The organism is Pseudomonas sp. CBZ-4 (assembly GCF_000346755.1).
In the GTDB taxonomy this organism is placed as follows: domain Bacteria; phylum Pseudomonadota; class Gammaproteobacteria; order Pseudomonadales; family Pseudomonadaceae; genus Aquipseudomonas.
In genome coordinates this window covers 50,524-74,081 of record NZ_ANNV01000098.1, presented here as the reverse complement: position 1 = coordinate 74,081, position 23,558 = coordinate 50,524, and the positions used below count along the sequence as shown (strand labels likewise).

The following is a 23,558-nucleotide window of genomic DNA, read 5'->3' as shown; positions in this document are numbered from 1 at the left end:
ATCGACCCCAACACAAGGACACCCACCATGACCACCACACAGGAATCCATCGCCACCAAAGAACAACCGCATTCAATTGATAGCGCCACCAAGGCCCTAAAGGCTTCCCCTGGCGTTGTACCACTACGCAAGATCCCCTCTGGTCTCTCCGTTGAGGCTTGGTTTGAATGGTCCACAGCGAACCCTGAGCCCCTTGAGGACCTCCTTGAGCGCTTCAGCGACTTCCCCTCTGTGTTCCATGTCGTGGCCGGTATGAACCTCGGACAGCTTGGTCTGTGCCAGTGCACCACGCGACTGATGGCCCACTATGCAGACACCATTCAGGACAACTCTGAGGCCCTTAAAGCCCGTGGCCTGGACCGTATCCGCTTCATCCTTGAGCAACGCCAACACTTGGCAGCCTCTGAGGACTCCCTTGAGTATCCCGGCTTGCCTTCCCTGGAGGTCTGCCAGTCCCTGTGGAGTATCGACCCCGATAGCCCTACTGGCCTGCGAAGTGTCCGAACTGGTCTACCCATCAAGGGCGAGCCACGGGCCAATAGCCTGACTGTGACTTACCGCGCCAGTGGTGCCCCACGGGTCCGCCTCAACGTTGAGGACATCATTGAGCGCCTGAGTGGCCGTGATGAACTTGCAGACCCTTTCATGACGCCCTCAAAGGAGGACCGCCCTACCGTGACCGACATCCTTCCGCATGAGCTGGACGCCTTGAACGAGCTGTTCCCGCCTCACGCCCGACTGGGCCTGATTGATACCCGCATTCGATACAACAACCGCAACAGTCCTTTCCGTACCTGGGACCCCATGGCCTGTGAAGTAATTTATGACACCCCGACGCTGCTGGAAGACATCCGTAAGAACCTCGGACAGCGCACCTATGAACGATGGGTCGCCCTGGCTGAGTCTGGAGTCAACCTTGCAGGACCCCTGTGTGCCCACCTGCGCATCCCCTTGACCAAAGGCACCTTGATGTATGCCGACCCGAACCACGCTAAGCGCTCGTAAGGGCGCCCACTGACCTCTCAAAGGAGAATCCTTATGACAGCTACCCTGAAACCTTCCAACGTCCTGGCTGAATCCCTGGGCGCAACCCACCGCGTCCTAAAGGCACGAGCTGAGGCCCTTCTGGCTGAGCTGGCTGATGCTGGTCTGGTCACCGTTGAGCCTCACCTGGGCGGTTCAAAGTGGACCCTCAAAGCACCACACGCTGCTTTCACTGACCTTCTGATCGCACGCCACGACTATTACCGGAACGCCGTCAAGGCTCGTTATGAGTGCCTGCACTTGGCCCCGGCCCTGATCCTGATGTTGGGCGCACTAAGTCGATCCCCTGGCGTTGTCGCTAACGCTGCCCGTGTTGGAACCCTCTAAGACCCCGATACGCTCTCAGCCCTGAAGCTGACTTACTCGAACCTAATAACCCCCACATATAGCAGGACAGAACCACGTAGGTTCATTACGTCCACCCCCTCCCCACCGCAGGCCATCACACAGGGCACCTTAAAGAGCCTGACTGACCCGGCGTAAGTTCGGCCTATTGATTCGCTGACAGCCCGCCCAAGGGGACTGCTAAAGACCACCACCTGAATCCTCAAAGGAGAATCAATCCATGCGCCTCGACATTCAAAAACTGCCTGACCCCGACCACTTCGTTATCCAGGGCCAAACCGTCCACCGTTTCTATGCTGAAGGCGCTTTGCTGGCTGGCATTTTTGCCGTGTGCCACAAGAACATCGACAACATGCTGAGCATCGTTGACCAATATGAGGCCGCTGGCCTGTCCACCCGTGGTTATCCAACCGAGACCCGTAAGGCTCACTCGTTGCGTGCTTCCCTCAAGCGTGAACAGGACAAGCGTGAAGCCGATGCTAAGTGGTTCGCTGAGCGTTCTCTGCAAATGGCCGCCGCTATCGACCCGGTAAAGATTGCTGAACGCCGAGCCGAACGCCAAGCCCGTGACGCCGAACGCCATGCCCAGTCCGCACGGATCCGCTCGCACGGGTCCTCTGTGCCATATGCCCTTCAAGGCATGGATGATGAGTGGACCTAAGGGTCCCCTAAAGTCGCCACCGCCTGATGCAACCCGATGAGGCCCACCACCTGGGCCCATTGAGGAACCCTACCGAATTCTTTAAGGAGACTCCCACATGTCGAACAAATACGCCTACACCGATGCACAGCCAACTGGCACCGATCACCGCCACGGCACTGACCGCCACGTTCAACCGAACCGTATGCACATTGAAACTGTTGTCGAAAGCTCGACCATTGCCCATTTCAGCAATGACGCTGTGACCGCTGCAAAAGGCGCTGCCGCCCCGTCCGCTGCTACCTATGTGGCCCTGTTCGCTAACAGCCTGGGTGACTACCTGAATAGCGATGAGTGGCGCGTAGCCACCGACGAGGCTATCTCGTGTGAGTTTCGTCCTAAGGGTACTGACGCTACCAGTCAACAGATCGTGTTGGCCTCTGATCGCTCGGTCACCTTCGACCCACGAACCTCTATCATTGACGGTTCCTTGATCACTGAAGGCAAGGCTATTGCTGGCGACTTGGTATTCACCGCGCCGTGCCCTAAGGCCGCCCTGTTCAGTCACCGCTTCACGATCCTTGATCACCACGTCATGGCGGGTTTTACGGCTGCCTCCCTGGAACAGACCGCTGTTCAATTCTTGGGTGACATGATGATCGCGTGCAACACCACCGTAGCCAATGTCATCGGCACATCTGCGGGTCTCCGTAAGGTCAAAGCCAAGGCGCCGTCTGGCGCTGCCCGTGAGCAAGCTGAGGACCTGATCGACATCCTGGCCGCAAACATCGACACCGGTTTCGGCCTGAGCCTGAGCCACTTCACTTTTATGGTCCCTGTGGCCCTGAGCCCGATCCTTGACCGTGCTGCACAACGTGCTGGCCTGGAGTCTATCGACGAGCTGATTGGTGCCGGTATTCAGTTCCACCGTGGCCCGAACAAGATCCTGTGCATCCCTAACGGTTACTCCTGCCTGAGCTTCCGTGAAGACCGTGACGGTGATATTTGGAACATCCGCACTTCCCGTAACGCTTCGCTTCAAGGGTACGACATTGAGGTCTCGGCCATTGCTGACGTAGTGGCTAATGCCATGGTCAAGCTGAAGCTGAGCGCCCCAGATTCGGACAAGCTGCAAACCGAGTTGGTAGCCATGCCGCTGATCACTGAGATTGAATTGACCACGGCCTAAGCTCCACCCGCTACATCCCATAGGGTCCCCGTTAAGAGGACCTTGTGGGCTTTTGTGAGGACCATTGAGCCCGACCCTTTAGATATGGAGTCTCCGGCTCCTTTATGGCCCTCACAGAAGCCCATGCCATCACGCACCGCTTCACCTGAGAGCCTTTGAGAGCCGGCCGTATAGGGTTTCAACAAAGTAACTACACGCCGCCCCTCAAGGGCTCTCAGGGAAGCCTTCAACGCTTCACACGCCAAGACAGCCTATTGGCCTCACCCCTTGCAGGGACCGTAACAGTTCCTTTACGGCCTGAGGTTTCACCAAACATCAACAGCCTAACCGGGCTCCCTTATGGGGCCTGTGAGGGATGAGGATAAGTAGGCTTTCACTATCAACACGACCCGATCAATAGGAGGCAAGCCAATGGCTAAGCAAATCCTGAAACCTTGCCCGTTGACCCTTCAAGGCGTCTCTGTGCTGGCCAGTATGACTGCCTGGGGTCTCCCAGCGCTGTATAAGCTCAGTGACATCTATGCGGCAACACCTGGGGTCACGTATGACCTTGAGGCCTACAGGATCGCCATGGGCCCTCCTATATCTGGAGTCGCCACCTACTGGGCGAGTGGCTACGTAGGTTCGGCTCAGGGCTTCTATATCCTGGCTGCCCGTCTACGCCAGTTGGGCAAGCTCACTGGTGACCAGTTCCCACACACCCCGGCCAGACTGGAAGCTGATTATGCGGCCAACCTCAAGGCAATCCGCGAGTACGTGAATAGCCTGCAAATGTCCAACACCTGGGCGGGTCTACGCTCCCGGCTCGCTGATGACTTTGAATACAGCGGCCCTGTGGCTGTGCCTGTATGGGACGCGCCCGAGGCCTACGCATGACCCACACCCTTTAAGGGCTCTCTCTCAATCGTCGTTGGGCGTGTGCCTAACCACCTTCTGAAATAGGAGACCCTGACGATGAACGAGAAAGAAACCTCTACTGCCTGGAAGGTTGCCCGAGCGGTGGTTAACTCTAAGGCCTTCTGGAAACTGGCCGCTACGGTTGCCCTGCTGGCTGGCTTGACTGTGCCTGAGGGCCTCCTTGAGCTGCTCGGTGAGTTGGTCCGCGAAGTCCTGGCTGAGACCGTGGCGACTGCCCTTGTAGTTCCCTTTAAGGTGGCCGGTATGGTGGCGTCCTTGTGAGGCTAAATGCCAACCGCAATGGGCCCTAAGGGGTCAAGAATAATCTCAGTCCCAAAAAGGCCGACAATAAGGGGGAGCCCCCAGTGAGCCCCTCCCTGGTCCCTTAATGATCATTCTTTAAGGCATATATCAGGGTGACCTCATGAAAAGCTCAGTGGACCCGTAAGGCACACATGAGAGCATCTGATGTCTACTGGTTCACAGGGGTTGTTATCAACAAACACCCCTCCCTCTATGCTGCTTTGATCGTGGCCCTTGACTGTCCCTCCCTGAGTTTACCGCTGTGTTAAAGGCCCTGGTCATGGTGCCTTAGCGGTTACAGTTGTGGTGGCTGTACTCTCCTTGATTCTTGGGAGCGGTTACAGTCGAGGGCCACGATCAAAGCAGCATCCCGACACAAAGGCCCTCGCACGGGCTTTCCTATACATCAATCCTGTTCTTCTAAACGCGCCCTGAGGGCCACGTCAGTTCCCTTGTGTTGCGTCTGGATGGCTGACCTCAAGGGGCCTTTAAGAAAATGGCAAAAACGTTTCTTAGGTCACCTTCAACAAAGCTCTTGCGCGCTTACCCCCCGTAGGCCCTCGCACGCTCGCTCAGGCGCACGATAAGGACGCTTGCGGGCAGGCGATAGGGACCCCAGCGTTGGGACAAATGTGCGCCAAAGCTGTTACAAATCGGGGTCCTATGGTGCTACGCTAAGGTCTCCTAACGTGCCTCAAAAGGTCGGTGTAAGGATCGTATCCTTCGCCTCTGGCAGCATCTCTGGATAGTCCAGCGTGTAGTGCAGACCCCGAGATTCCTTACGTTCCATGGCAGACCTGATCATCAGTTCCGCTACCTGGGCAAGGTTCCTCAGTTCAATCAGATCTCTGCTTACTCGGTAGTTGCTGTAGAACTCGTCGATCTCATCCAGCAGCAGCCGCACGCGATGTTGCGCGCGTTGCAGGCGCTTGTTGGTGCGCACGATCCCCACGTAGTCCCACATGAAGCGCCGCAGCTCGTCCCAGTTGTGGGCGATGATCACGTCTTCGTCCGAATCGGTGACCTGGCTCGCGTCCCAGCGGGGCAGGGCGTCTGGCACGGCGATGCGCGGCAGTTGTTCGAGGATGTCCGCCGCCGCCGAGCGCGCGTAGACGAAGCATTCGAGCAGCGAATTGCTGGCCATGCGGTTGGCGCCGTGCAGGCCGGTGAAGCTGGTTTCGCCAATCGCATACAGGCCGGGCACGTCGGTGCGGCCGTGTTGGTCGACCATCACGCCGCCGCAGGTGTAGTGCGCGGCCGGGACCACGGGGATCGGGCCTTTGGTGATGTCGATGTTGAACGTCAGGCAGCGCTCGTAGACGGTTGGGAAGTGCGTCTTGATGAAGGCTTCGGGCTTGTGGCTGATGTCCAGGTACACGCAGTCGATGCCCAGGCGCTTCATTTCATGGTCGATGGCGCGGGCGACGATGTCCCGTGGCGCCAGTTCGGCGCGGGGATCGAAGCGCTGCATGAAACGCTCGCCGTTCGGCAGCTTCAGGTGGGCGCCTTCGCCGCGCAGCGCTTCGGTGATGAGGAAACTCTTGGCCTGCGGGTGGTACAGGCAGGTCGGGTGGAACTGGTTGAACTCCAGGTTGGCCACCCGGCAGCCCGAGCGCCAGGCCATGGCGATGCCGTCGCCACAAGCACCGTCGGGGTTGCTGGTATAGAGGTAGACCTTGGCGGCGCCGCCTGAGGCGAGGATGGTGAAGCGTGCGCCGTAGGTATCGACTTCGCCGCTGGCGCGGTTGAGTACGTAGGCGCCGAGGCAGCGCTCGCCGTCCAGGCCCAGGCGTTTTTCGGTGATCAGGTCGACGGCGACGCGTTGCTCCAGCAGTTCGATGTTGGGGCGTTGGCGGGCTTGTTCGAGCAGGGTCTTGAAGATGGCGGCGCCGGTGGCGTCGGCGGCGTGGATGATGCGCCGGTGGCTGTGGCCGCCCTCGCGGGTCAGGTGGAACTCGAAACCGCCATCGTCGCTGCCCGCGTGTTCATCGCGGGTGAACGGCACGCCTTGGTCGATCAGCCATTGGATCGCTTCGCGGCTATGCTCGACGGTGAAGCGCACGGCGTCTTCGTTGCACAGTCCGCCGCCGGCGTTGAGGGTGTCTTCGACGTGGGATTGCACTGTGTCGGTGTCGTCCAGCACGGCGGCGACACCGCCCTGGGCCCAGAATGTCGAGCCGTTGGCCAGGTTGCCTTTGCTCAGTACGGCAATTCGCAGGTGGCTGGGGAGGGTCAGCGCCAGGCTCAAGCCGGCCGCGCCGCTACCGATCACCAGAACATCGTGTTGAAACTGTTGGCTCATTTGAAGGATTCCGCAAAAAGCGATCCAAAGGACTGGCGCAAACAGGACGCCTGGATCGGCGAATCAAAGGGTCACACGGGCTACTAGTATATAGAGGGGCTGAGCGGCACAATAGCCGGGCATTCGTGGCAATGTGAGATTACGGTGCACGGCGTGGGTAAAATCGGCCGGTTATTGAAGTGGGAACTTTTTGCATAAGCCCCGACTCAATAGCAGGTTGCCCGAAAGCTGGGAAAACGTTGAGTTTATTGGCCCGTCGGGAGCATTGGACGCGTCAGAAAACCGGCGACAAGATTATTCGCGCAGTCGGCGTTGCCCGTGCTGCGTTTTTCGTGTGTGCCAAATCAGTGCATGCCGGAAACTTGCTTTGAGGGGGAGAACTTTTGCGAAAAGTCCTAGTCTATGTTTGCAAGCCTGATCGTTTAGTTATGCAAGCCTCCTTCAAGCACAACGAGGAGTGTTCATGCTAACCCAGGAAGAGGATCAGCAGCTGGTCGAGCGCGTTCAACGCGGCGACAAGCGCGCATTTGATCTGCTAGTGCTGAAATACCAGCACAAAATTCTCGGGTTGATCGTGCGGTTTGTGCACGACACCCATGAAGCGCAGGACGTTGCACAGGAAGCCTTTATCAAGGCCTACCGTGCACTTGGCAATTTCCGCGGTGACAGTGCGTTTTACACGTGGCTGTACCGCATCGCCATCAACACGGCGAAGAACTATCTGGTGTCTCGCGGACGCCGCCCACCGGATAGCGATGTTAGTTCAGAAGATGCTGAATTCTACGATGGTGATCACGGCCTCAAAGATCTCGAGTCGCCGGAGCGTGCATTGCTGCGCGACGAGATCGAAGGCACCGTTCATCGCACTATTCAGCAACTGCCAGAAGATTTGCGTACGGCGTTAACTTTACGTGAATTCGACGGTCTGAGTTACGAAGACATTGCGAGCGTCATGCAGTGTCCGGTGGGGACTGTACGGTCACGGATCTTCCGGGCCCGGGAAGCCATCGATAAAGCCTTGCAACCGTTGTTGCAGGAAAACTAAAGACAGCGGCGACAGCCAAGAGAGGAACCGCCATGAGTCGTGATGCCCTGCAGGAATCGCTGTCCGCAGTGATGGATAACGAAGCGGATGAACTGGAACTTCGTCGAGTGCTCAACGCATTTGATGATGCCGAAACCCGTGACACCTGGTCTCGTTACCAAGTCGCTCGGGCGGTGATGCACAAGGATCTACTAATCCCTCGTCTGGATATTGCTGCGGCCGTTTCTGCCGCACTGGCTGATGAAGCCGTTCCGGCAAAAGCTGCTCGTGGTCCATGGCGTAGCTTGGGTCGCCTGGCAGTTGCTGCCTCGGTGACCGTCGCGGTATTGGCAGGTGTTCGCCTGTACAACCAGGACGAAATCGCCGGCGCCGAACTGGCCCAGCAGACTCAGCAACCGGTGATGGCTGGACCTCAGGTCAAAGGCCCAGCGGTACTGGCCGGCTACAAGGAAAGCTCTGACACCACCGGTCCGATGGCCAATGGTGTTCTGCAAGGGCAATCCGGCTGGCAGGACCAGCGTCTTCCAGGCTACCTGCGCCAACACGCTCAGGAATCAGCTCTGAAAGGCACTGAAACCGCTCTGCCCTATGCTCGCGCAGCAAGCCTGGAAAACCGCTAATCCGTAAGGAGCTCTATGCGCGCCATACCGCTCCTTACGCTTTTGCTCAGTGGTTGGTTTGCACTCCCCGCCCACGCCGATGAAGCCCAAGACTGGCTGACTCGACTTGGGCGTGCAGAGCAGCAGCAAAGCTTTCAAGGTACGTTCGTCTACGAGCGTAATGGCAGTTTTTCTACCCATGACATCTGGCATCGCGTCCAGGACGGTCAGGTCCGTGAGCGGCTCTTGCAGCTCGATGGTTCGGCCCAGGAAGTCGTGCGGTTGGATGGCCGTACCCAGTGTGTCAGCGGCGCCCTTGTCGCAGGCCTTGGTAATTCGCGTGATGCACCATCACGTGCGCTTGATCCGCAAAAACTCAATGAATTCTATGAGCTGGCCGTCATCGGTAAATCCCGTGTGGCCGGTCGTAATGCGGTGATCGTTTCAATCACGCCGCGTGACCAATACCGCTACGGCTTTGAACTGCACCTGGACCGTGAAACCGCCTTGCCGCTCAAGTCCCTGTTGCTCAATGACCAAGGGCAGCTGCTGGAGCGTTTCCAGTTCACGCGCTTGAACACGTCGGCCGTGCCTGAGGATCGGGATTTACAACCCAGCAGCGAATGCACGCCCATTGCCGCAGCCAACGGTAACGCGTCAGAAGTTGCGCCAACCGAACACTGGCATATGGAATGGTTGCCGCCAGGCTTTCAACTGACCAACAGCAGTGCCCGCACAGACACCCAGACAAAAGCCACCGTCGATAGCCTGATGTATGAAGACGGCCTGGCGCGTTTCTCGGTGTTCCTTGAGCCGATCAACGACGCAAGCGTGACTGAGACCCGTACCCAGCTGGGCCCTACGGTTGCCGTATCGCGCCGCCTGAATACGGTGGATGGCGAGATGATGGTGACCGTTGTTGGCGAAATCCCCATCGGCACCGCCGAACGCATCGCGCTATCCGTGCGCGGTGAAAAAAAGACCACCGCCCAGCCGTGAGTTGTTAATCCTATGTTCATCTTGAGCTTTCACTGTGAAGCCCATGCCGGGTCGGTTGCCGAGAGCATGAAATGAATGGATCAGCATTTTCACTTGCAAAAATCCCCCATGTTTTTTATAGGTCAGGGCTTGTCGGCCCTGGCCTTGTTTTGTTCGCGGAACAAAAATGTCGGTCGCAGTTTCCGGCGTTTCTTGAACCCTGTCGCTCAACCCTGCTCGTCGTAACGGGAGCTGTATGTCGATACCACGTTTGAAGTCTTACCTATCCATCGTCGCCACGGTATTGGTGCTGGGCCAGGCCTTGCCTGCGCAAGCGGCCGAGCTGCCTGACTTCACCCAATTGGTTGAACAGGCCTCGCCTGCGGTGGTGAACATCAGTACCACGCAGAAACTGCCGGATCGCAAAGTCTCCAACCAACAGATGCCAGACCTGGAAGGCCTGCCGCCGATGTTGCGCGAGTTCTTCGAGCGCGGCATGCCGCAACAGCGTTCCCCGCGCGGTGGCGGTGGCCAGCGTGAGGCCCAGTCCCTGGGGTCGGGTTTCATCATTTCGCCGGATGGCTACATCCTCACCAACAACCACGTGATTGCCGACGCTGACGAGATCCTCGTACGCCTGGCGGATCGCAGCGAGCTGAAAGCCAAGCTGGTGGGCACTGACCCGCGCTCCGACGTGGCCTTGCTGAAGATCGACGGCAAAGACCTGCCCGTGCTGAAGCTGGGTAAATCCCAGGACTTGAAAGCCGGGCAGTGGGTGGTCGCCATCGGTTCGCCGTTTGGCTTTGACCACACCGTGACCCAAGGTATCGTCAGCGCCATTGGCCGCAGCCTGCCGAACGAGAACTACGTGCCGTTCATCCAGACCGACGTGCCGATCAACCCGGGCAACTCCGGCGGTCCGCTGTTCAACCTGGCCGGCGAAGTGGTGGGTATCAACTCGCAGATCTACACCCGTTCCGGTGGTTTCATGGGCGTGTCGTTCGCCATCCCGATCGACGTGGCCATGGACGTTTCCAACCAGCTGAAAAGCGGTGGCAAGGTCAGCCGTGGCTGGTTGGGCGTGGTGATCCAGGAAGTGAACAAGGACCTGGCTGAGTCGTTTGGTCTCGACAAACCGGCAGGTGCCCTGGTTGCACAGATCCAGGACGATGGCCCTGCGGCCAAAGGTGGTTTGCAGGTAGGTGACGTGATCCTGACCATGAACGGCCAGCCGATCGTCATGTCGGCGGATCTGCCCCATCTGGTCGGCGCGCTCAAGGCGGGCAGCAAGGCCAAGCTTGAAGTGATCCGCGAAGGCAAGCGCCAGACCGTTGAGCTGACGGTGGGTGCCATCCCTGAGGAAGGCGCCACGCTGGATGCCCTGGGCAACGCCAAGCCGGGTGTCGAGCGCAGCAGCAATCGTTTGGGCATTGCCGTGGTCGAGCTGACCGATGAGCAGAAGAAAAGCTTCGACCTCAAGAGTGGCGTGGTGATCAAGGAAGTGCAGGACGGTCCTGCTTCCCTGATCGGCCTGCAGCCAGGTGATGTCATCACCCACCTGAACAATCAGGCGATCGACAGCACCAAGCAGTTCACCGACATCGCCAAGGCGCTGCCGAAGAATCGCTCGGTGTCGATGCGTGTGTTGCGTCAGGGACGTGCCAGCTTCATTACCTTCAAGCTGGCCGAGTAATCCGCTAGCTCAATAAAAAGCCCCGCCTTCGGTCAGCGAAGGCGGGGCTTTTTTGTGGGCGGAATTTGCTGGCTCAGATCGCTCCCACGTGGAGCATGGGAACGATCAAACTCACCGTGCGGGGGTTTAGCTCATCATCCCTTTCACCAGGCGTTCCTGTTCGATCAGCTCACGCTGGCGCGCATCGATGCGTGACGACAGCGGGAAGTTGCTGCCCGCCCTGCGCTTGGCGAAGTCCAGCTGTTGAATGGCTTGCTGGAAGTCGCCCACCAGTGCGAAGTACTCGGCGCGAGCCTGATGCAGACCGATGATATTGCCGGACAGGCCGCGCGTTTCGGCAACCTGATACCAGACGTCGGGATCATCAGGGCGGGATTTAAGCAGGCCGTCCAAGGCCTTTTCCGCCTCGGCGGTGCGGTTTTGCTTGAGCAGCAGGTCTACCCGGATCTGATTCAGCGGGTAATTGCCGGGATACTGGGTCAGCATTCGATCGGTACGCTGCTGGGCATCGGGCAGATGGTTGTTGTCGATTTCCAGCTGGATCAGCGCCAGGTTGTAAGTAATGTCGTTCGGCGCCTTGGCAAGCAGTGCCGTGAGGTTCTCCCGCGCTTGTTTGAACTGGGAGCCTTTGATCTGAGCAATGGCCAGGCCGTAGCGCGCCACATCGTTTTTCGGGTTCTCGTCCAATTGCGCCTGGAACCGTTTGGCGGCCAGGCCTGAAGTGTCCTCGTATTGCAACTGCACCCGTGCACGAATCAGTTGATAGCGCAGGCTGTCTTCCTTGCCGCCAGGCTTGGCTTGCTCGGCACGGTTGCGGGTATCGGCGATCCGCGATTCGGTCACCGGGTGCGTCAGCAGGAATTCCGGCGGCTTGGCGTCAAAGCGGTATTGGCGTCCCAATCGTTCGAACATGGACGGCATGGAGCGGGGGTCGTAGCCGGCTTTTTCCAGGTTGAGGATGCCGATGCGGTCTGCCTCTTGTTCGTTCTGGCGCGAAAAGCGGCGTTGCTCCTGGATGGCGGCGGCCTGGGTGCCGGCAATCGCGGCAATGCCGGCGTCGCCTGCACCGGCGGCGGCGGCGATGATGCCGCCGAGCAGGGCGGCCATCATCGGGATCTGCATGCGCTGCTGGGCTTCAACGCCACGTGCGAAGTGACGTTGCGACAAGTGCGCCAATTCGTGGGCCAGTACCGAGGCGTACTCGCCTTCGGTCTGCGCGTTGAGGAACAGGCCGCCGTTGACCCCGACGATGCCGCCGGGCGCGGCAAAGGCGTTGAGCTGCGGGCTGTTGATCAGGATGAACTCCAGGCGCCGGTCGTTGACCTGGCTGGTCTCCACCAATTTGTAGACGCTGGTTTCGACGTAATCCTTGAGCTGCGGATCATTGAGCTGTGAGACCTGGCCGCGCAGGTAGGCCAGCCACGCACGGCCCAGCTGATATTCCTGTTGAGGCGAGACAATGGCAGAACTGGCGTCGCCAAGTGACGGCAGGTCGTCAGCGAAGCCTGGGGAGGCCAGCAGGCAAGCCAGCGTCAGCAGGGTGGGGCGCAAAAAAGTCATGCACAGAGCCTTTCGACAAAGAGCTTACTGTAGCCGGACACTGAGCTTCGGACCAGATATTCTAAGCAGCCCAAACGGATGCCCGGAGTAAAACCATGACCGACGCTGTAGCCTTCGATGCCGAACTCGATGCCAGCGGCCTCAATTGCCCGTTGCCCTTGCTCAAGGCCAAGCTGGAACTCAATCGTTTGGCCAGCGGCGCCGTGCTCAAGGTCATCGCCACGGACGCGGGCTCCCAGCGTGATTTCCGGACGTTTGCCAAGTTGGCCGGTCATACCCTGTTGCACGAAGAAGACGCCGCCGGTGTGTACCGTTACTGGTTGCGCAAGGCCTGAAAAACTAGCCCCACCACGCCGAGGTTGATTGATGTTCAAAGTGTTACGAGACTGGATTCAGCGCTACTTCTCCGATGAAGAAGCGGTGGTGCTGGCGGTCCTGCTGTTCCTCGCCTTTACGGCGGTGCTCACCTTGGGCGGCATGCTGGCGCCGGTATTGGCGGGCATGGTGTTGGCTTACCTGATGCAGGGCCTGGTCACCACCCTGGAGCGTTTGCGCTTGCCGGGCGGCGCGGCGGTGGGGCTGGTGTTCGCCTTGTTCATGGGGCTGCTGGTGCTGTTTATCGTGGTGGTGCTGCCGTTGCTGTGGCACCAGTTGATCACCCTGTTCAACGAACTGCCCGGCATGCTCGCCAAGTGGCAGTCGTTGTTGCTGCTGTTGCCGGAGCGTTACCCGCACCTGGTGTCGGACGAGCAGGTGTTGCAGGCCATTGAAGTGGCGCGCGGCGAGATCGGAAAGTTCGGGCAATGGGCGCTGACCTTTTCCTTGTCCAGCTTGCCGTTGCTGGTGAATATCATGATCTACCTGGTGCTGGTGCCGATCCTGGTGTTTTTCTTCCTCAAGGACCGCGCCATGATCGGGCGCTGGGTGCGTGGCTACCTGCCGCGCGAACGGGCATTGATCACTCGCGTGGCTGAGGAAATGAATCGGCAGATTGCCAACTACATCCGTGGCAAGGTCATCGAGATCATCATCTGTGGCGGCGTGACCTACATCGCCTTCATCGCCCTGGACTTGAACTACGCCGCGCTGCTGGCCTTGCTGGTGGGCTTGTCGGTGGTGGTGCCCTATGTCGGCGCCGTGGTGGTGACGGTGCCGGTGACGTTGATCGCGTTGTTCCAGTGGGGCTGGAGCGATCAGTTCATCTACCTGATGGCGGTCTACGGGATTATCCAGACCCTGGACGGCAACGTGCTCGTGCCGCTGCTGTTCTCGGAGGCGGTCAACCTGCACCCGGTGGCGATCATTTGTGCGGTGTTGTTGTTTGGCGGGTTGTGGGGGTTCTGGGGGGTGTTCTTTGCGATTCCCCTGGCGACGCTGTTCAAGGCGGTGCTGGATGCGTGGCCTCGGCAAGAGCCGGTGGTAGCGCCAATGTTGTAACCATTGTGGCGAGGGAGCAAGCTCCCTCGCCACAATTTATTTATGCCTTGTTCAACGCCTGCGCCGCCGCCAAAACGGCATCTACATGCCCAGGCACTTTCACACCGCGCCATTCCTGACGCAGCACGCCATCCTTGTCGATCAGGAACGTGCTGCGGTCCACGCCCAGGTATTCCTTGCCATACAGTTTCTTCAGCTTGATCACATCAAACAGCTGGCAAACCGCTTCGTCCTTGTCGCTGATCAGCTCGAACGGGAATTCCTGCTTGGCCTTGAAGTTCTCGTGGGACTTCACGCTGTCCCGCGACACGCCAAACACTTCGGTATTGGCCGCCTTGAATGCCGCGTACTGGTCGCGGAAGCCCTGGCCTTCGGTGGTGCAACCCGGCGTGCTGTCCTTCGGGTAGAAGTAGATCACCACTTGCTTGCCCTTGAGGGCGGCGAGGTTGAAGGTCTGGCCGCTGGTGGCCTGGGCTTCGAAATCGGCTACGGGTGTGTCGATGACAACCGGCATGGAGCGTTCCTTACATTGGGTTCTGTGGGCGCCACGGCTCGATCAGTGCGTCGAGGTTCAACGCATCGGCGAAGTCCAGGAACTGGTCGCGCAACCAGCTGATCTGCACGCCGGCCGGCAAGGTCACGGTGAACGTGGCGTTGAGCATGGTGCCGCCGGTCTGTGGTGCCTGGTAGGTGTCGCAGGTCAGGTTCTCCAGCTCGACGTTGTGGTCGATAAAGAACTGGCACAGCTCGTTGACGATGTCCGAGCGGTAGGCCGAGCTGACATAGGCCACATAGGGCAGGGCCTGCGGGCGGTTTTCCAGGGCGGCGCTGCGCACCACGTTGACGGTGAAATCGTGTTTCTTGGCCAGGCCAGGCAGGCCGGTTTCCAGGCGCGCCAGGGCGTCCCAGGAACCGGAGATCTGCAAGACCAGTGCACTGCACTCGCCGTGGCGGGTCAGGCGGGAGGTCACGACGGCGCAGCGGTTCTCATGGCTGGCGCGGCACAGGACGTTGGTCAGCTCCATGGGGTTGGCGCCGAGGGCACTGATAACAAGGAATTGTTCGCGAACTGTGGGGGTGGACATGCAGCCTTCCTAAAGCGATGAGCGGTCGATACCGCGTGGGCTGTATCGATCAAAGGCTGAAGGGTAGCGAAAAGCGCAGCCAAGGGCTAGGAGGTGGCGTTTTCATTGCGTGAACGGCTGGTTTTTGACCCTCTTGAGGGCAGGCTTTGGCCCAATGATGGCATTGCCCGTCGTTTAGTTGCGCCAGAACGCATCCTCAGGCGGTACTTCGCTTGTGCAAGCATCTTGGCGCCAGTACCATTACGGCTCTCTTTTTCCGGCAGGAGCGGTTGCATGATTGCGGGCAGTATGGTGGCACTGGTCACACCCATGGATGCACAAGGTCATCTCGACTGGGACAGCCTGGGCAAACTGGTGGACTTCCACCTGCAAGAAGGCACCAACGCCATTGTGGCCGTCGGCACCACAGGTGAATCGGCCACCCTCGATGTGGAAGAACACATCCAGGTCATCGAATTCGTGGTCAAGCGCGTTGCGGGCCGTATTGCCGTGATCGCCGGTACGGGCGCCAACTCGACGCGTGAAGCGATCGAGCTGACCAAAAACGCCAAGAAGGCCGGCGCCGATGCCTGCCTGCTGGTGACCCCGTACTACAACAAGCCGACCCAGGAAGGCCTGTACCAACACTTCCGCACCATTGCCGAAGCCGTTGATATCCCGCAGATCCTCTACAACGTGCCAGGCCGCACCGCTTGCGACATGCAGGCTGCGACCGTGATCCGCCTGTCCACCGTGCCGAACATCATCGGTATCAAGGAAGCCACCGGCGACCTGCAGCGCGCCAAGGACATCCTGGCCGGCGTGAGCAGCGATTTCCTGCTGTATTCCGGTGACGACGCCACCGCGGTCGAGCTGATCCTGCTGGGCGGCAAGGGCAACATCTCCGTGACCGCCAACGTGGCCCCGCGTGCCATGAGCGAAATGTGCGCCGCCGCCATCGCCGGCGACGCCGTGACCGCGCGTGCGATCCACGAGAAGCTGATGCCGCTCAACAAGACCCTGTTTATCGAATCCAACCCTATTCCCGTGAAATGGGCGCTGACTGAAATGGGCCTGATGCCGGACGGTATCCGTCTGCCGCTCACCCGTCTCAGCGAAGCCTGTCACGAACCGCTGCGACAGGCCCTGCGCCAGTCCGGCGTCCTGGTTTAATTGAGGAAGCACTACGCATGAAGCGATTGGCCGGACTTTCCGCACTTGCCTTGATTATCTCCAGCACCAGTGGCTGCGGTTGGATCTGGGGCCCGGAAGGCTACTTCCGTGACCGCGGCAGCGATTACCTGGAAGCACAAGCAACCAAACCGATGCAACTGCCGCCGGACGTCAACGTCGCCAAGCGCCTTGACCCGTTGCTGCCGATCCCGCGCAACGTTGCCGACGACACCACCAAGGGTGAGTACGTCGTGCCACGTCCACAGCCGATCTCGGCCGTGGCGGATGCCAGCGACTACAGCCTGCAAAAGAGCGGTGATTCGCGCTGGATCGTCGCGCAGCGCCCACCTGCCGAAGTCTGGCCGGTGGCCGTGCAGTTCTTCCAGGACAACGGTTTCCGCATCGACCAGCAGCGCCCGCAGACCGGCGAGTTCACCACGGCATGGCAGCAGGGCAGCGAACTGTCCGCCACCATGGCCAAGCGCCTGCAAGCCGGTGGTGTAGCCGCCGACAGCGAAGCCCGCGTGCGTGTGCGCATCGAGCCAGGCGTGCAGCGTAATACCAGTGAAGTCTATGTGGTCAGCGCCGAGCGTCCTGCCGGCAGCACCGCCAATGTTGATTTCACCAACCGTTCGGTCAACACCGGTGTCGACTCGGCATTGGTCGACGAGATGCTGGCCAGCATGAGCCGTATCTCCGAGAAGGGCGGTTCGGTTTCCCTGCTCGCCGCGCGTGACTACGACACCCCGAGCCGTGTCAGCCTCACCGAAGACGGCAGCGGCAACGTGGTGCTGAACCTCGGCGAAGACCTCGACCGTGCCTGGGCCAGCGTGGGTCGCGCCCTGGAGCAGGGCCCTTGGCGTGTTGAAGACATCAACCGCAGCCTGGGTCTCTATTACATCAACGTGGCTGAAAAGGCCGAGCGTAAAGACGACGAGCCAGGTTTCTTCGGCAAGCTGTTCGGCAGCAAGCCGACCAAGGAAGAAGTCGAGACCCGCGCCGAGCGCTACCAGGTTCGTTTGAGCAAGGTTGGCGAAAGCGTGCAAGTCACCGTCGAGAAGAACATCAACACCGTTGCGCCAGCTGAAACAGCGCGCAAAGTGTTGGGTGTGATTCAGGACAACCTGGGCTGATCCGATGCGTTTTGCCGTTCTCGGCAGCGGTAGCCAAGGGAACGGCACGCTGGTCGCACATGACGACACGTATGTGCTGGTGGATTGTGGTTTCTCGTTAAAGGAAACCGAGCGGCGCCTGTTGCGCCTGGGGGTTCACCCCGCGCAGCTGAGCGCGATCCTGGTAACCCACGAACATGCCGACCACGTGCATGGCGTGGGTTTGCTGTCTCGGCGCTACAATCTTCCGGTGTACCTCAGTCGCGGCACCTTGCGCGGGATGCGCAAACCCATTGAACCCACAGGTTTCCTGGCCGGTGGCGAGCAACTGCAAATCGGCGCCCTGGGCATCGATGTGATTGCCGTCGCCCATGACGCCCATGAACCGACGCAGTATGTATTCAGCGGCGGAGAGCGACGTTTCGGCGTGCTCACCGACCTGGGCTCCTACTGCGCCAAGGTACTGGACGGCTACCGCGACCTCGATGCGTTGATGATCGAGTCCAACCACTGCCGAGACCTGCTGGCTCGTGGTCATTACCCGCGCTTTCTCAAGCAACGGGTTGGCGGCGAACTGGGACATTTGAACAACCACCAGGCGGCATACCTGGTGTATGAGTTGGGCTGGCAAGACCTGCAACACCTGGTCCTGGCCCACTTGAGCAGCAAGAACAACCTGCCGACGCTTGCCCGGCAATGTTTTGTCGACACCCTCGGGTGCGACCCGGACTGGCTGCAACTGGCCGATCAAGATTCAGGGCTCGACTGGCGACACATCGCCTAGCCCACCTCACTCAAAGCGGAGCCCATCATGGAAAAACGTGAAGAACTCTACCGCGGCAAAGCCAAGTCGGTGTACAAGACCGACGACGCCAACCGCCTGATCCTGCTGTTTCGCAACGACACCTCGGCGTTCGACGGCAAGCGCATCGAACAGCTGGATCGCAAGGGCATGGTGAACAACAAGTTCAACGCCTTCATCATGCAGAAACTTGAAGAGGCCGGTATTCCGACCCAATTCGACAAACTGCTGGGCGACAACGAGTGCCTGGTGAAAAAGCTCGACATGATCCCGGTCGAATGCGTCGTGCGTAACTACGCCGCCGGCAGCCTGGTCAAGCGCCTGGGCGTGGAAGAGGGCCTCAAGCTCAATCCTTACACGTTCGAACTGTTCCTGAAGGACGACGCCAAGGGCGACCCGTTCATCAACGAATCCCACGTCGTGGCGTTCGGTTGGGGCACCGCTGAGCAACTGGCGCGCATGAAGGAATTGTCCCTCAAGGTCAACGACGTGCTGAACAAGCTGTTCGACGACGCCGGCCTGCTGCTGGTGGACTTCAAACTCGAATTCGGGGTATTCCACGACGGCTCCATCGTCCTGGGCGACGAATTCAGCCCGGACGGCTGCCGCCTGTGGGACAAGGACACCAAGAAGAAGATGGACAAAGACCGCTTCCGTCAGGGCCTCGGTGACGTCATCGAAGCTTACGAAGAAGTCGCCAATCGTCTCGGCGTACCGCTTTAATCGACGCAAGCATCTGATAGCACGGAAAAAAATCTCCTTTCGAGCTTTGCTTTCCTGAACCACGCTGTTATGATGCGCGCCGTTGGAGAGATGCCAGAGTGGCCGAATGGGACGGATTCGAAATCCGTTGTACCTTCACCGGTACCTAGGGTTCGAATCCCTATCTCTCCGCCATTACATAGAAAAAGCCCCGTAGCTGAATAAGCTACGGGGCTTTTTTGTTTTGGTGATTTTTGTAATTGGCCACCCATTGCATGACTAGCTCAAACGATCTGCCGCCTTTTGATAAGCCTGATCACGCTCGCGCTTATCAACGGCCACCACTACCTCCGTGATTTCCTGATCAATGACTTGATAGACCAACCGGTAACCGCTGCTGCGCAGCTTGATCTTGTAGCAGTCCGGCAGCCCATGCAGGCGATTGGCTTCAATTCGTGGATTGTTAAGCATCTCCACTAACCTCTTCTTCAACTGCTGACGGATGGTGTTGCCGAGTTTTTGCCATTCCTTCAATGCGCGCGCATCAAAATCAAGGCTATAGGTCATCTATCGAAACCCTTACTCGTTGGGGGGATGCCAAACGTTCCCGCACGGTGGCCATCAAGGCTTCATCGTCTTCAGTCATGAGGACCGGCTTGAAAGGCAATTGACCGCGATCTGCCACGTATTGCAGGGCCTGGCGCATCAGTTCGGAAGGCGTGACGCCGAGTCTCTCAAGCTCGAGATAGGCGCGAGTTTTTAAGTCGTCGTCGATTCGAATGTTTATGGATGCCATGGAAGACTCCTCGTGTAATGACGTTTGTCATTGCATTGGGTCAAGACTGTCACGGTTGCAAGTCTGATTCGACAGGCATATGGCGTCCACGCCTCCCGCGCAAACCTACTTCTTATCCTTCGGCTTTGGCGAAGGTTTTTTATCCGTCTCCCTTACCGTCTCCCTCGGTCTTTTCTTTGCTTCACCCTCTGTCACGTACTCGCCGGTGACCGCATCACGATACTTCGTTGGCATATAAGCTCCTTATCAGCCTGTCGCCACGTCGGCGACTCTTTCAAGGCTAGTTCAGGCGCTTGGGCTTACACGTTCCATTGTGTGAGGGCTCATTACGAATGATTTGCCGAAACTGCGATTGCCGAAATGATGCTCCGGCCTAAAACTGAAAAAGCCTGCTGGGCTCAATGCTCAGCAGGCTTTTTTGGACGGTAACGTTCTGCTTAGGCCGGCTGAGCCACCAAGCTATTACTCACCTTGCGCCCCAACACCAGCACCGTCACAAACCCCGCACCCACCAACACCGTGGCCAGGCTCAGCAGTACCGCGCTGCCCATCTGGTCGACGATGCGCCCGCCAAAGAACGAGCCCAAGGCGATAATCACCTGGAACAGGGCGACGAACAGTGGCATGCCGCGTTCAACATCCTTGGGCGCGACGACAAACATCCAGATGCTGGCGCACGCCGGGAAGGCGCCGAAGGCGAAGCCCCAGAGCGCGATCAGCATTGCGGCGCCGGTCATGCCGGTGGCGAAGTGGGGGAACAACGCTGTGCTGGTGCCAATCATCAGCGCCACCAGCAGCAAGGTGTTGCGCACGCTGCGGTTGGCGGCGAAGCCGGCAAAAATATTACCGAATACCCCGGCCACACCGTAGAGCAGCAACAGCGAACCAATCGTCGGCCCATCGAACCCGGCGCTCTGTTTGAAGAAAGGTGCGACGTAGGTGTAGGCGGCAAAGTGCGCCAGGCCGATCAGCAATACCGCGATCAATCCAACTCGCGCTTGTGGGTTGATAAACAACGCCGGCAGGTCGCTGACGCGAATGGCCTTTTCCGGGGTCAGCCGGGGCAGCAGGAACACCTGTGCCAGCAGCACAGGCACGCCCACCAATGCGGTGACCAGGAAGGTCATGCGCCAGCCCATCAGGCCACTCAGCCAGGTGCCGACGGGTACGCCCAGCACGGTGGCCAAGGTCACGCCCATCATGATGATCGAGGTGGCCTTCGCAACGCCTACCCCCTTGGGCGCCAGGCGGCCGCTGAGGGCGATCGCCGTGGCCCAGAAGCCGCCGATGCTGATGCCCAGCAGCACGCGTCCGAACAGCAGCAGGTTGAAGTCACTGGCGAACGCCACGACCGAGTTGGCAATGATCATGATCAGCGTCAGGCTGATCAGTAGGTATCGCCGGTCCATGGTGCCAATAAACACCGACAGCAAAGGCGCGGCGAGGGCAGCCATGATGCCCGGCAGGGTCACCATCAGGCCGGCGTGGCCGGCGCTGATGCCCAGGTCGCTGGCGACGTCATTGAGCACGCCTACCGGCAGAAACTCACTGGTGACCAGGGCGAAGGCGCCCACGGCCACCGAGAGAATGGCCAGCCACTGCTGTTTGACGCTTTGTTGATTATGTTCGGGAAGGCCGCTAGGGGCCTGGCTGGCGCTTGGCATGGTGTCGGGGTTCCAGGGTGCATGTCGCCTGAAGCCAGGCGAGGGGAGGGAGTCAGGCGAGGATTATATGAATCGGTTGCGAATATCGAGCAGGCGCTCGTTTCGATAGTAATCATCAGTGCTATCGATGCGAAGCGTCTGGCCAGGCGCTTTTGTGTTCGCGCGGGCTGATTCAGTGGGGCGTCGCGAGGTGTTCCGCCCGCCAGCGCGCCGGAGTCGTGCCCTCCCAGGCGCGAAACGCGCGATAAAACGAGTTGGTGTCTTCGTAGCCCAGCAGGCAGGCAATCTCGTCGATTTCTACCGAGGGTTGACTGAGCAGGTGGCGCACCATCTCTTGGCGTGTCTCCAGCATCAGTTGGCGGAAGCTCGTGCCTTCTTCGGTCATACGCCGTTGCAAGGTGCGCTCGCTCATGCCGATTTCCCGCGCCACCTCGGCCATTTCCGGGCGGCCACTGGCAAGGGTGCGCTTGAGGGCGCTTTTCACTTGAAGGCTGATCGTGGACGGCGCGGTGGCTTCGGCCAACGCGGCGACCAGGGCCGGATTGAGCATGTCGAGCAGTTCGGGGTTATGACTGGGGAAGGGGCGGTTCAGATCGGCGGCGTCAATTATCAGGGCGTTGCGTTCGGCGCCGTAGCGTACGGTGCAGCCATAAAAATCGGCCAACGCGTTATCGCCGCTGTACGGTCGAGCCAGTTCGACACGGCGCGGGATGATATGCACCCTGGAGCCTCGTCTGCCCAACTCGACGAATGTGGCAAATGCCGCGTCGATCAATAGCGCAGGAGGCGGGGCTTGGGTGCGCAGCCAATCGATAGTGACGGTGCAGGTGGTGCCTGTTTCTGTGACCTGTAAGCGTTCAAGTGTGCACAGCTGTTTGAAGCGTGCGAGGCGGTGCAAGCCATCGCGAAAATCGCGGGCGATAAATGCCACAAAACTGGAGGGTGGCAGTGTGGCGCTATCCAGTTGGGTGACCATCAGGATCGCGGCGGCCGGGTTCGCATTGAGCGTCGCGACCGCTTCCCACAGACGGAAAAACTCCTCGGTACTGACCTGGCGACGTTCCCTGTGTGCATGCAAGTTGAGCGTGCCGGGCAGCCGCGCCTGACGCAACACCATCGCTGGTTCGAGGTCGATGGCTTTCAGGGCCTGCCAAAAGACATCGGAAATAGTGAAGCGCGATTGGCGTGCGTCAGGCATGGGTCACCTTTTGTTGCAAACAATCAAATCAGTCAGAGGCTGACACGCTGAGGTCACGCCATTTTTCGTCGGAGGCGGCCAAGTCTTCCGCCGCTATGGCGGCGTAGTGCACGGCATCGCTGCCGATCAGCAGGCGCAGCGGGGCGTCTTTGCTCAGCGCCAATTCAATCACGATCTCGGCAACCCGCGCCGGGCTGGTCGGTAAAATGCCAGGGGAGTTGAGCAGGTCAACCAGGAAGCCGACGCTTTGCTGGTAAGGCTCGCTGATCGGTCGGATGGTCATGGACGAACCTGCCCAGTCTGTGCGCATGCCGCCCGGCTCCAACACCGTCACTTGAACCCCCAGCGGGCTTACCTCTTGCGCCAGCACGGTCGAAAAACCGCTGACGGCCCACTTCGCGCTCTGGTAAGCCGCGAGCCCCGCCATGCCAATACGCCCGCCCACGGACGATACCTGAAAGATGTGCCCACTGCCCTGGGCGCGCAATACTGGCACCACGGCCTTGGTCACGTGTACCACGCCATACAGGTTGGTATCGATCTGCGCCTTGAAATCATCCAGCGTCACATCTTCAACCGACGCTAAATCGCCATAGCCTGCGTTGTTGACCACCACATCCAGGCGGCCGAAACGTGACACCGCAGCGTCGACAGCGTGCAAGACCTGTTGGTTGTCGGTCACGTCCAATTGCACGGGGAAAATCGCCGTGCCGTACTCGGCTACCAAATCATCGAGTTGGCGCAGATTGCGCGCAGTGGCAACCACGCGATCACCGTCGCGCAACGCCGCCTCGGTAATGGCGCGGCCAAGGCCACGGGAACTGCCGGTGATAAACCAGATCTTGGACATGTGAACACCTCTTCGTGGGGGACGCTTGAGTTAGCCAGCGCACGAAGGATGGTCGATGGAGGGGGCTTCTACACTAGCAAGAGGGGGCCAGTTGACTTGCAAAGTGCGCCAATTGTTGGATGGGTAATTGGGGAGGGGACTTGACCCAATACAAACCGGGGGCAT

At 59.4% G+C, this 23,558-nt stretch carries 25 protein-coding genes and 1 tRNA gene; 17 read left to right on the top strand and 9 right to left on the bottom strand.

The genetic code is table 11. From position 1 onward, the window contains the following. Positions 1 to 27 precede the first annotated feature (27 nt). From B348_RS0111935 to B348_RS0111910, 6 genes are all read left to right on the top strand, one after another. Positions 28 to 1,005 carry a hypothetical protein gene (locus tag B348_RS0111935; protein ID WP_017736344.1) on the top strand — a complete coding sequence of 326 codons (978 nt, stop codon included), beginning with the start codon at positions 28 to 30 and terminating at the stop codon, positions 1,003 to 1,005. A gap of 33 nt (positions 1,006 to 1,038) precedes the next feature. Continuing rightward, entirely contained in the window at positions 1,039 to 1,371 is a 333-nt protein-coding gene (locus B348_RS0111930) for a hypothetical protein (RefSeq protein WP_017736343.1), read from the top strand. Positions 1,372 to 1,609: 238 nt separating this feature from the next. Further along, positions 1,610 to 2,050, top strand: a complete 441-nt coding sequence (locus B348_RS0111925) for a hypothetical protein (RefSeq protein WP_017736342.1) — start codon at positions 1,610 to 1,612, stop codon at positions 2,048 to 2,050. A gap of 97 nt (positions 2,051 to 2,147) precedes the next feature. Continuing rightward, on the top strand, positions 2,148 to 3,218 hold the full coding sequence (locus tag B348_RS0111920; RefSeq protein ID WP_017736341.1) for a hypothetical protein: 1,071 nt from the start codon (positions 2,148 to 2,150) through the stop codon (positions 3,216 to 3,218). Positions 3,219 to 3,629: 411 nt separating this feature from the next. Further along, complete coding sequence (locus B348_RS0111915) at positions 3,630 to 4,094, top strand: hypothetical protein (RefSeq protein ID WP_017736340.1); 465 nt, start codon at positions 3,630 to 3,632, stop codon at positions 4,092 to 4,094. Positions 4,095 to 4,172: 78 nt separating this feature from the next. After that, positions 4,173 to 4,397: a hypothetical protein gene (locus B348_RS0111910; RefSeq protein ID WP_017736339.1), complete on the top strand. Its 225-nt coding sequence runs from the start codon at positions 4,173 to 4,175 to the stop codon at positions 4,395 to 4,397. A 715-nt stretch (positions 4,398 to 5,112) separates the two neighbouring features. Here the strand turns inward: B348_RS0111910 and nadB are convergent. After that, positions 5,113 to 6,720, bottom strand: coding sequence for an L-aspartate oxidase (gene nadB / locus B348_RS0111905; protein ID WP_017736338.1), 1,608 nt, complete (start codon positions 6,718 to 6,720; stop codon positions 5,113 to 5,115). Positions 6,721 to 7,183: 463 nt separating this feature from the next. Here nadB and rpoE point away from each other — a divergent pair, with 463 nt between their 5' ends. The 4 genes from rpoE (at position 7,184) to B348_RS0111885 (ending at position 11,035) form a co-directional block, all read left to right on the top strand. After that, positions 7,184 to 7,765 (top strand): RNA polymerase sigma factor RpoE, encoded by a 582-nt coding sequence (rpoE, locus tag B348_RS0111900; protein ID WP_003172477.1) that lies wholly within the window; start codon positions 7,184 to 7,186, stop codon positions 7,763 to 7,765. 32 nt (positions 7,766 to 7,797) lie between these two features. Further along, a complete protein-coding gene (locus B348_RS0111895; RefSeq protein WP_016975168.1) occupies positions 7,798 to 8,385 on the top strand; it encodes a sigma-E factor negative regulatory protein in 588 nt (195 codons plus the stop codon). Positions 8,386 to 8,400: 15 nt separating this feature from the next. Then, complete coding sequence (locus tag B348_RS0111890) at positions 8,401 to 9,363, top strand: MucB/RseB C-terminal domain-containing protein (RefSeq protein ID WP_026136747.1); 963 nt, start codon at positions 8,401 to 8,403, stop codon at positions 9,361 to 9,363. A gap of 235 nt (positions 9,364 to 9,598) precedes the next feature. After that, positions 9,599 to 11,035 (top strand): DegQ family serine endoprotease, encoded by a 1,437-nt coding sequence (locus B348_RS0111885; RefSeq protein WP_026136746.1) that lies wholly within the window; start codon positions 9,599 to 9,601, stop codon positions 11,033 to 11,035. Between the two features lie 126 nt (positions 11,036 to 11,161). On the opposite strand, the gene B348_RS0111880 is transcribed toward B348_RS0111885, so the two are convergent. After that, positions 11,162 to 12,595 (bottom strand): M48 family metalloprotease, encoded by a 1,434-nt coding sequence (locus tag B348_RS0111880; RefSeq protein ID WP_017736335.1) that lies wholly within the window; start codon positions 12,593 to 12,595, stop codon positions 11,162 to 11,164. 95 nt (positions 12,596 to 12,690) lie between these two features. Here B348_RS0111880 and B348_RS0111875 point away from each other — a divergent pair, with 95 nt between their 5' ends. Continuing rightward, positions 12,691 to 12,930 carry a sulfurtransferase TusA family protein gene (locus tag B348_RS0111875; RefSeq protein ID WP_010212198.1) on the top strand — a complete coding sequence of 80 codons (240 nt, stop codon included), beginning with the start codon at positions 12,691 to 12,693 and terminating at the stop codon, positions 12,928 to 12,930. Positions 12,931 to 12,961: 31 nt separating this feature from the next. Continuing rightward, complete coding sequence (locus B348_RS0111870) at positions 12,962 to 14,032, top strand: AI-2E family transporter (protein WP_017736334.1); 1,071 nt, start codon at positions 12,962 to 12,964, stop codon at positions 14,030 to 14,032. A gap of 40 nt (positions 14,033 to 14,072) precedes the next feature. Here the strand turns inward: B348_RS0111870 and B348_RS0111865 are convergent, their stop codons facing one another. Both B348_RS0111865 and B348_RS0111860 read right to left on the bottom strand, forming a co-directional pair. Then, positions 14,073 to 14,546, bottom strand: coding sequence for a peroxiredoxin (locus tag B348_RS0111865; protein WP_017736333.1), 474 nt, complete (start codon positions 14,544 to 14,546; stop codon positions 14,073 to 14,075). Positions 14,547 to 14,556: 10 nt separating this feature from the next. Then, entirely contained in the window at positions 14,557 to 15,117 is a 561-nt protein-coding gene (locus B348_RS0111860) for a glycine cleavage system protein R (RefSeq protein WP_003189463.1), read from the bottom strand. Between the two features lie 273 nt (positions 15,118 to 15,390). Between B348_RS0111860 and dapA the strand changes: the two genes are divergently transcribed. From dapA to B348_RS0111835, 5 genes are all read left to right on the top strand, one after another. After that, positions 15,391 to 16,269: a 4-hydroxy-tetrahydrodipicolinate synthase gene (gene dapA / locus B348_RS0111855; protein WP_017736332.1), complete on the top strand. Its 879-nt coding sequence runs from the start codon at positions 15,391 to 15,393 to the stop codon at positions 16,267 to 16,269. Between the two features lie 17 nt (positions 16,270 to 16,286). Beyond that, positions 16,287 to 17,402 carry an outer membrane protein assembly factor BamC gene (bamC, locus tag B348_RS0111850; RefSeq protein ID WP_017736331.1) on the top strand — a complete coding sequence of 372 codons (1,116 nt, stop codon included), beginning with the start codon at positions 16,287 to 16,289 and terminating at the stop codon, positions 17,400 to 17,402. Between the two features lie 4 nt (positions 17,403 to 17,406). After that, a complete protein-coding gene (locus B348_RS0111845) occupies positions 17,407 to 18,165 on the top strand; it encodes an MBL fold metallo-hydrolase (RefSeq protein WP_017736330.1) in 759 nt (252 codons plus the stop codon). Between the two features lie 27 nt (positions 18,166 to 18,192). Continuing rightward, positions 18,193 to 18,906 carry a phosphoribosylaminoimidazolesuccinocarboxamide synthase gene (gene purC / locus B348_RS0111840; RefSeq protein WP_017736329.1) on the top strand — a complete coding sequence of 238 codons (714 nt, stop codon included), beginning with the start codon at positions 18,193 to 18,195 and terminating at the stop codon, positions 18,904 to 18,906. A gap of 84 nt (positions 18,907 to 18,990) precedes the next feature. After that, a tRNA-Ser gene (locus B348_RS0111835) sits at positions 18,991 to 19,080 on the top strand. 84 nt (positions 19,081 to 19,164) lie between these two features. On the opposite strand, the gene B348_RS0111830 is transcribed toward B348_RS0111835, so the two are convergent. The 5 genes from B348_RS0111830 to B348_RS0111805 form a co-directional block, all read right to left on the bottom strand. After that, positions 19,165 to 19,452, bottom strand: coding sequence for a type II toxin-antitoxin system RelE/ParE family toxin (locus B348_RS0111830; protein ID WP_017736328.1), 288 nt, complete (start codon positions 19,450 to 19,452; stop codon positions 19,165 to 19,167). After that, entirely contained in the window at positions 19,442 to 19,681 is a 240-nt protein-coding gene (locus tag B348_RS0111825) for a type II toxin-antitoxin system RelB/DinJ family antitoxin (RefSeq protein WP_017736327.1), read from the bottom strand. The genes B348_RS0111830 and B348_RS0111825 overlap by 11 nt, the downstream gene beginning before the upstream one ends. Positions 19,682 to 20,118: 437 nt before the next feature. Continuing rightward, on the bottom strand, positions 20,119 to 21,345 hold the full coding sequence (locus B348_RS0111815; protein WP_017736325.1) for an MFS transporter: 1,227 nt from the start codon (positions 21,343 to 21,345) through the stop codon (positions 20,119 to 20,121). Positions 21,346 to 21,517: 172 nt separating this feature from the next. Next, the gene (locus tag B348_RS0111810) at positions 21,518 to 22,543 is read right to left on the bottom strand and encodes an AraC family transcriptional regulator (RefSeq protein ID WP_017736324.1); all 1,026 of its coding nucleotides are present in this window, start codon (positions 22,541 to 22,543) and stop codon (positions 21,518 to 21,520) included. Between the two features lie 28 nt (positions 22,544 to 22,571). Continuing rightward, entirely contained in the window at positions 22,572 to 23,393 is an 822-nt protein-coding gene (locus B348_RS0111805) for an SDR family NAD(P)-dependent oxidoreductase (protein WP_017736323.1), read from the bottom strand. Positions 23,394 to 23,558: the final 165 nt, after the last annotated feature.

Excerpts from the sequence above, each read along its gene's own strand:
- B348_RS0111935 (WP_017736344.1), top strand. The coding sequence starts at position 28 with ATGACCACCACACAGGAATCCATCGCCACCAAAGAACAACCGCATTCA.
- B348_RS0111930 (WP_017736343.1), top strand. The coding sequence starts at position 1,039 with ATGACAGCTACCCTGAAACCTTCCAACGTCCTGGCTGAATCCCTGGGC.
- B348_RS0111925 (WP_017736342.1), top strand. The coding sequence starts at position 1,610 with ATGCGCCTCGACATTCAAAAACTGCCTGACCCCGACCACTTCGTTATC.
- B348_RS0111920 (WP_017736341.1), top strand. The coding sequence starts at position 2,148 with ATGTCGAACAAATACGCCTACACCGATGCACAGCCAACTGGCACCGAT.
- B348_RS0111915 (WP_017736340.1), top strand. The coding sequence starts at position 3,630 with ATGGCTAAGCAAATCCTGAAACCTTGCCCGTTGACCCTTCAAGGCGTC.
- B348_RS0111910 (WP_017736339.1), top strand. The coding sequence starts at position 4,173 with ATGAACGAGAAAGAAACCTCTACTGCCTGGAAGGTTGCCCGAGCGGTG.
- nadB (WP_017736338.1), bottom strand. The coding sequence starts at position 6,720 with ATGAGCCAACAGTTTCAACACGATGTTCTGGTGATCGGTAGCGGCGCG.
- rpoE (WP_003172477.1), top strand. The coding sequence starts at position 7,184 with ATGCTAACCCAGGAAGAGGATCAGCAGCTGGTCGAGCGCGTTCAACGC.
- B348_RS0111895 (WP_016975168.1), top strand. The coding sequence starts at position 7,798 with ATGAGTCGTGATGCCCTGCAGGAATCGCTGTCCGCAGTGATGGATAAC.
- B348_RS0111890 (WP_026136747.1), top strand. The coding sequence starts at position 8,401 with ATGCGCGCCATACCGCTCCTTACGCTTTTGCTCAGTGGTTGGTTTGCA.
- B348_RS0111885 (WP_026136746.1), top strand. The coding sequence starts at position 9,599 with ATGTCGATACCACGTTTGAAGTCTTACCTATCCATCGTCGCCACGGTA.
- B348_RS0111880 (WP_017736335.1), bottom strand. The coding sequence starts at position 12,595 with ATGACTTTTTTGCGCCCCACCCTGCTGACGCTGGCTTGCCTGCTGGCC.
- B348_RS0111875 (WP_010212198.1), top strand. The coding sequence starts at position 12,691 with ATGACCGACGCTGTAGCCTTCGATGCCGAACTCGATGCCAGCGGCCTC.
- B348_RS0111870 (WP_017736334.1), top strand. The coding sequence starts at position 12,962 with ATGTTCAAAGTGTTACGAGACTGGATTCAGCGCTACTTCTCCGATGAA.
- B348_RS0111865 (WP_017736333.1), bottom strand. The coding sequence starts at position 14,546 with ATGCCGGTTGTCATCGACACACCCGTAGCCGATTTCGAAGCCCAGGCC.
- B348_RS0111860 (WP_003189463.1), bottom strand. The coding sequence starts at position 15,117 with ATGTCCACCCCCACAGTTCGCGAACAATTCCTTGTTATCAGTGCCCTC.
- dapA (WP_017736332.1), top strand. The coding sequence starts at position 15,391 with ATGATTGCGGGCAGTATGGTGGCACTGGTCACACCCATGGATGCACAA.
- bamC (WP_017736331.1), top strand. The coding sequence starts at position 16,287 with ATGAAGCGATTGGCCGGACTTTCCGCACTTGCCTTGATTATCTCCAGC.
- B348_RS0111845 (WP_017736330.1), top strand. The coding sequence starts at position 17,407 with ATGCGTTTTGCCGTTCTCGGCAGCGGTAGCCAAGGGAACGGCACGCTG.
- purC (WP_017736329.1), top strand. The coding sequence starts at position 18,193 with ATGGAAAAACGTGAAGAACTCTACCGCGGCAAAGCCAAGTCGGTGTAC.
- B348_RS0111830 (WP_017736328.1), bottom strand. The coding sequence starts at position 19,452 with ATGACCTATAGCCTTGATTTTGATGCGCGCGCATTGAAGGAATGGCAA.
- B348_RS0111825 (WP_017736327.1), bottom strand. The coding sequence starts at position 19,681 with ATGGCATCCATAAACATTCGAATCGACGACGACTTAAAAACTCGCGCC.
- B348_RS0111815 (WP_017736325.1), bottom strand. The coding sequence starts at position 21,345 with ATGCCAAGCGCCAGCCAGGCCCCTAGCGGCCTTCCCGAACATAATCAA.
- B348_RS0111810 (WP_017736324.1), bottom strand. The coding sequence starts at position 22,543 with ATGCCTGACGCACGCCAATCGCGCTTCACTATTTCCGATGTCTTTTGG.
- B348_RS0111805 (WP_017736323.1), bottom strand. The coding sequence starts at position 23,393 with ATGTCCAAGATCTGGTTTATCACCGGCAGTTCCCGTGGCCTTGGCCGC.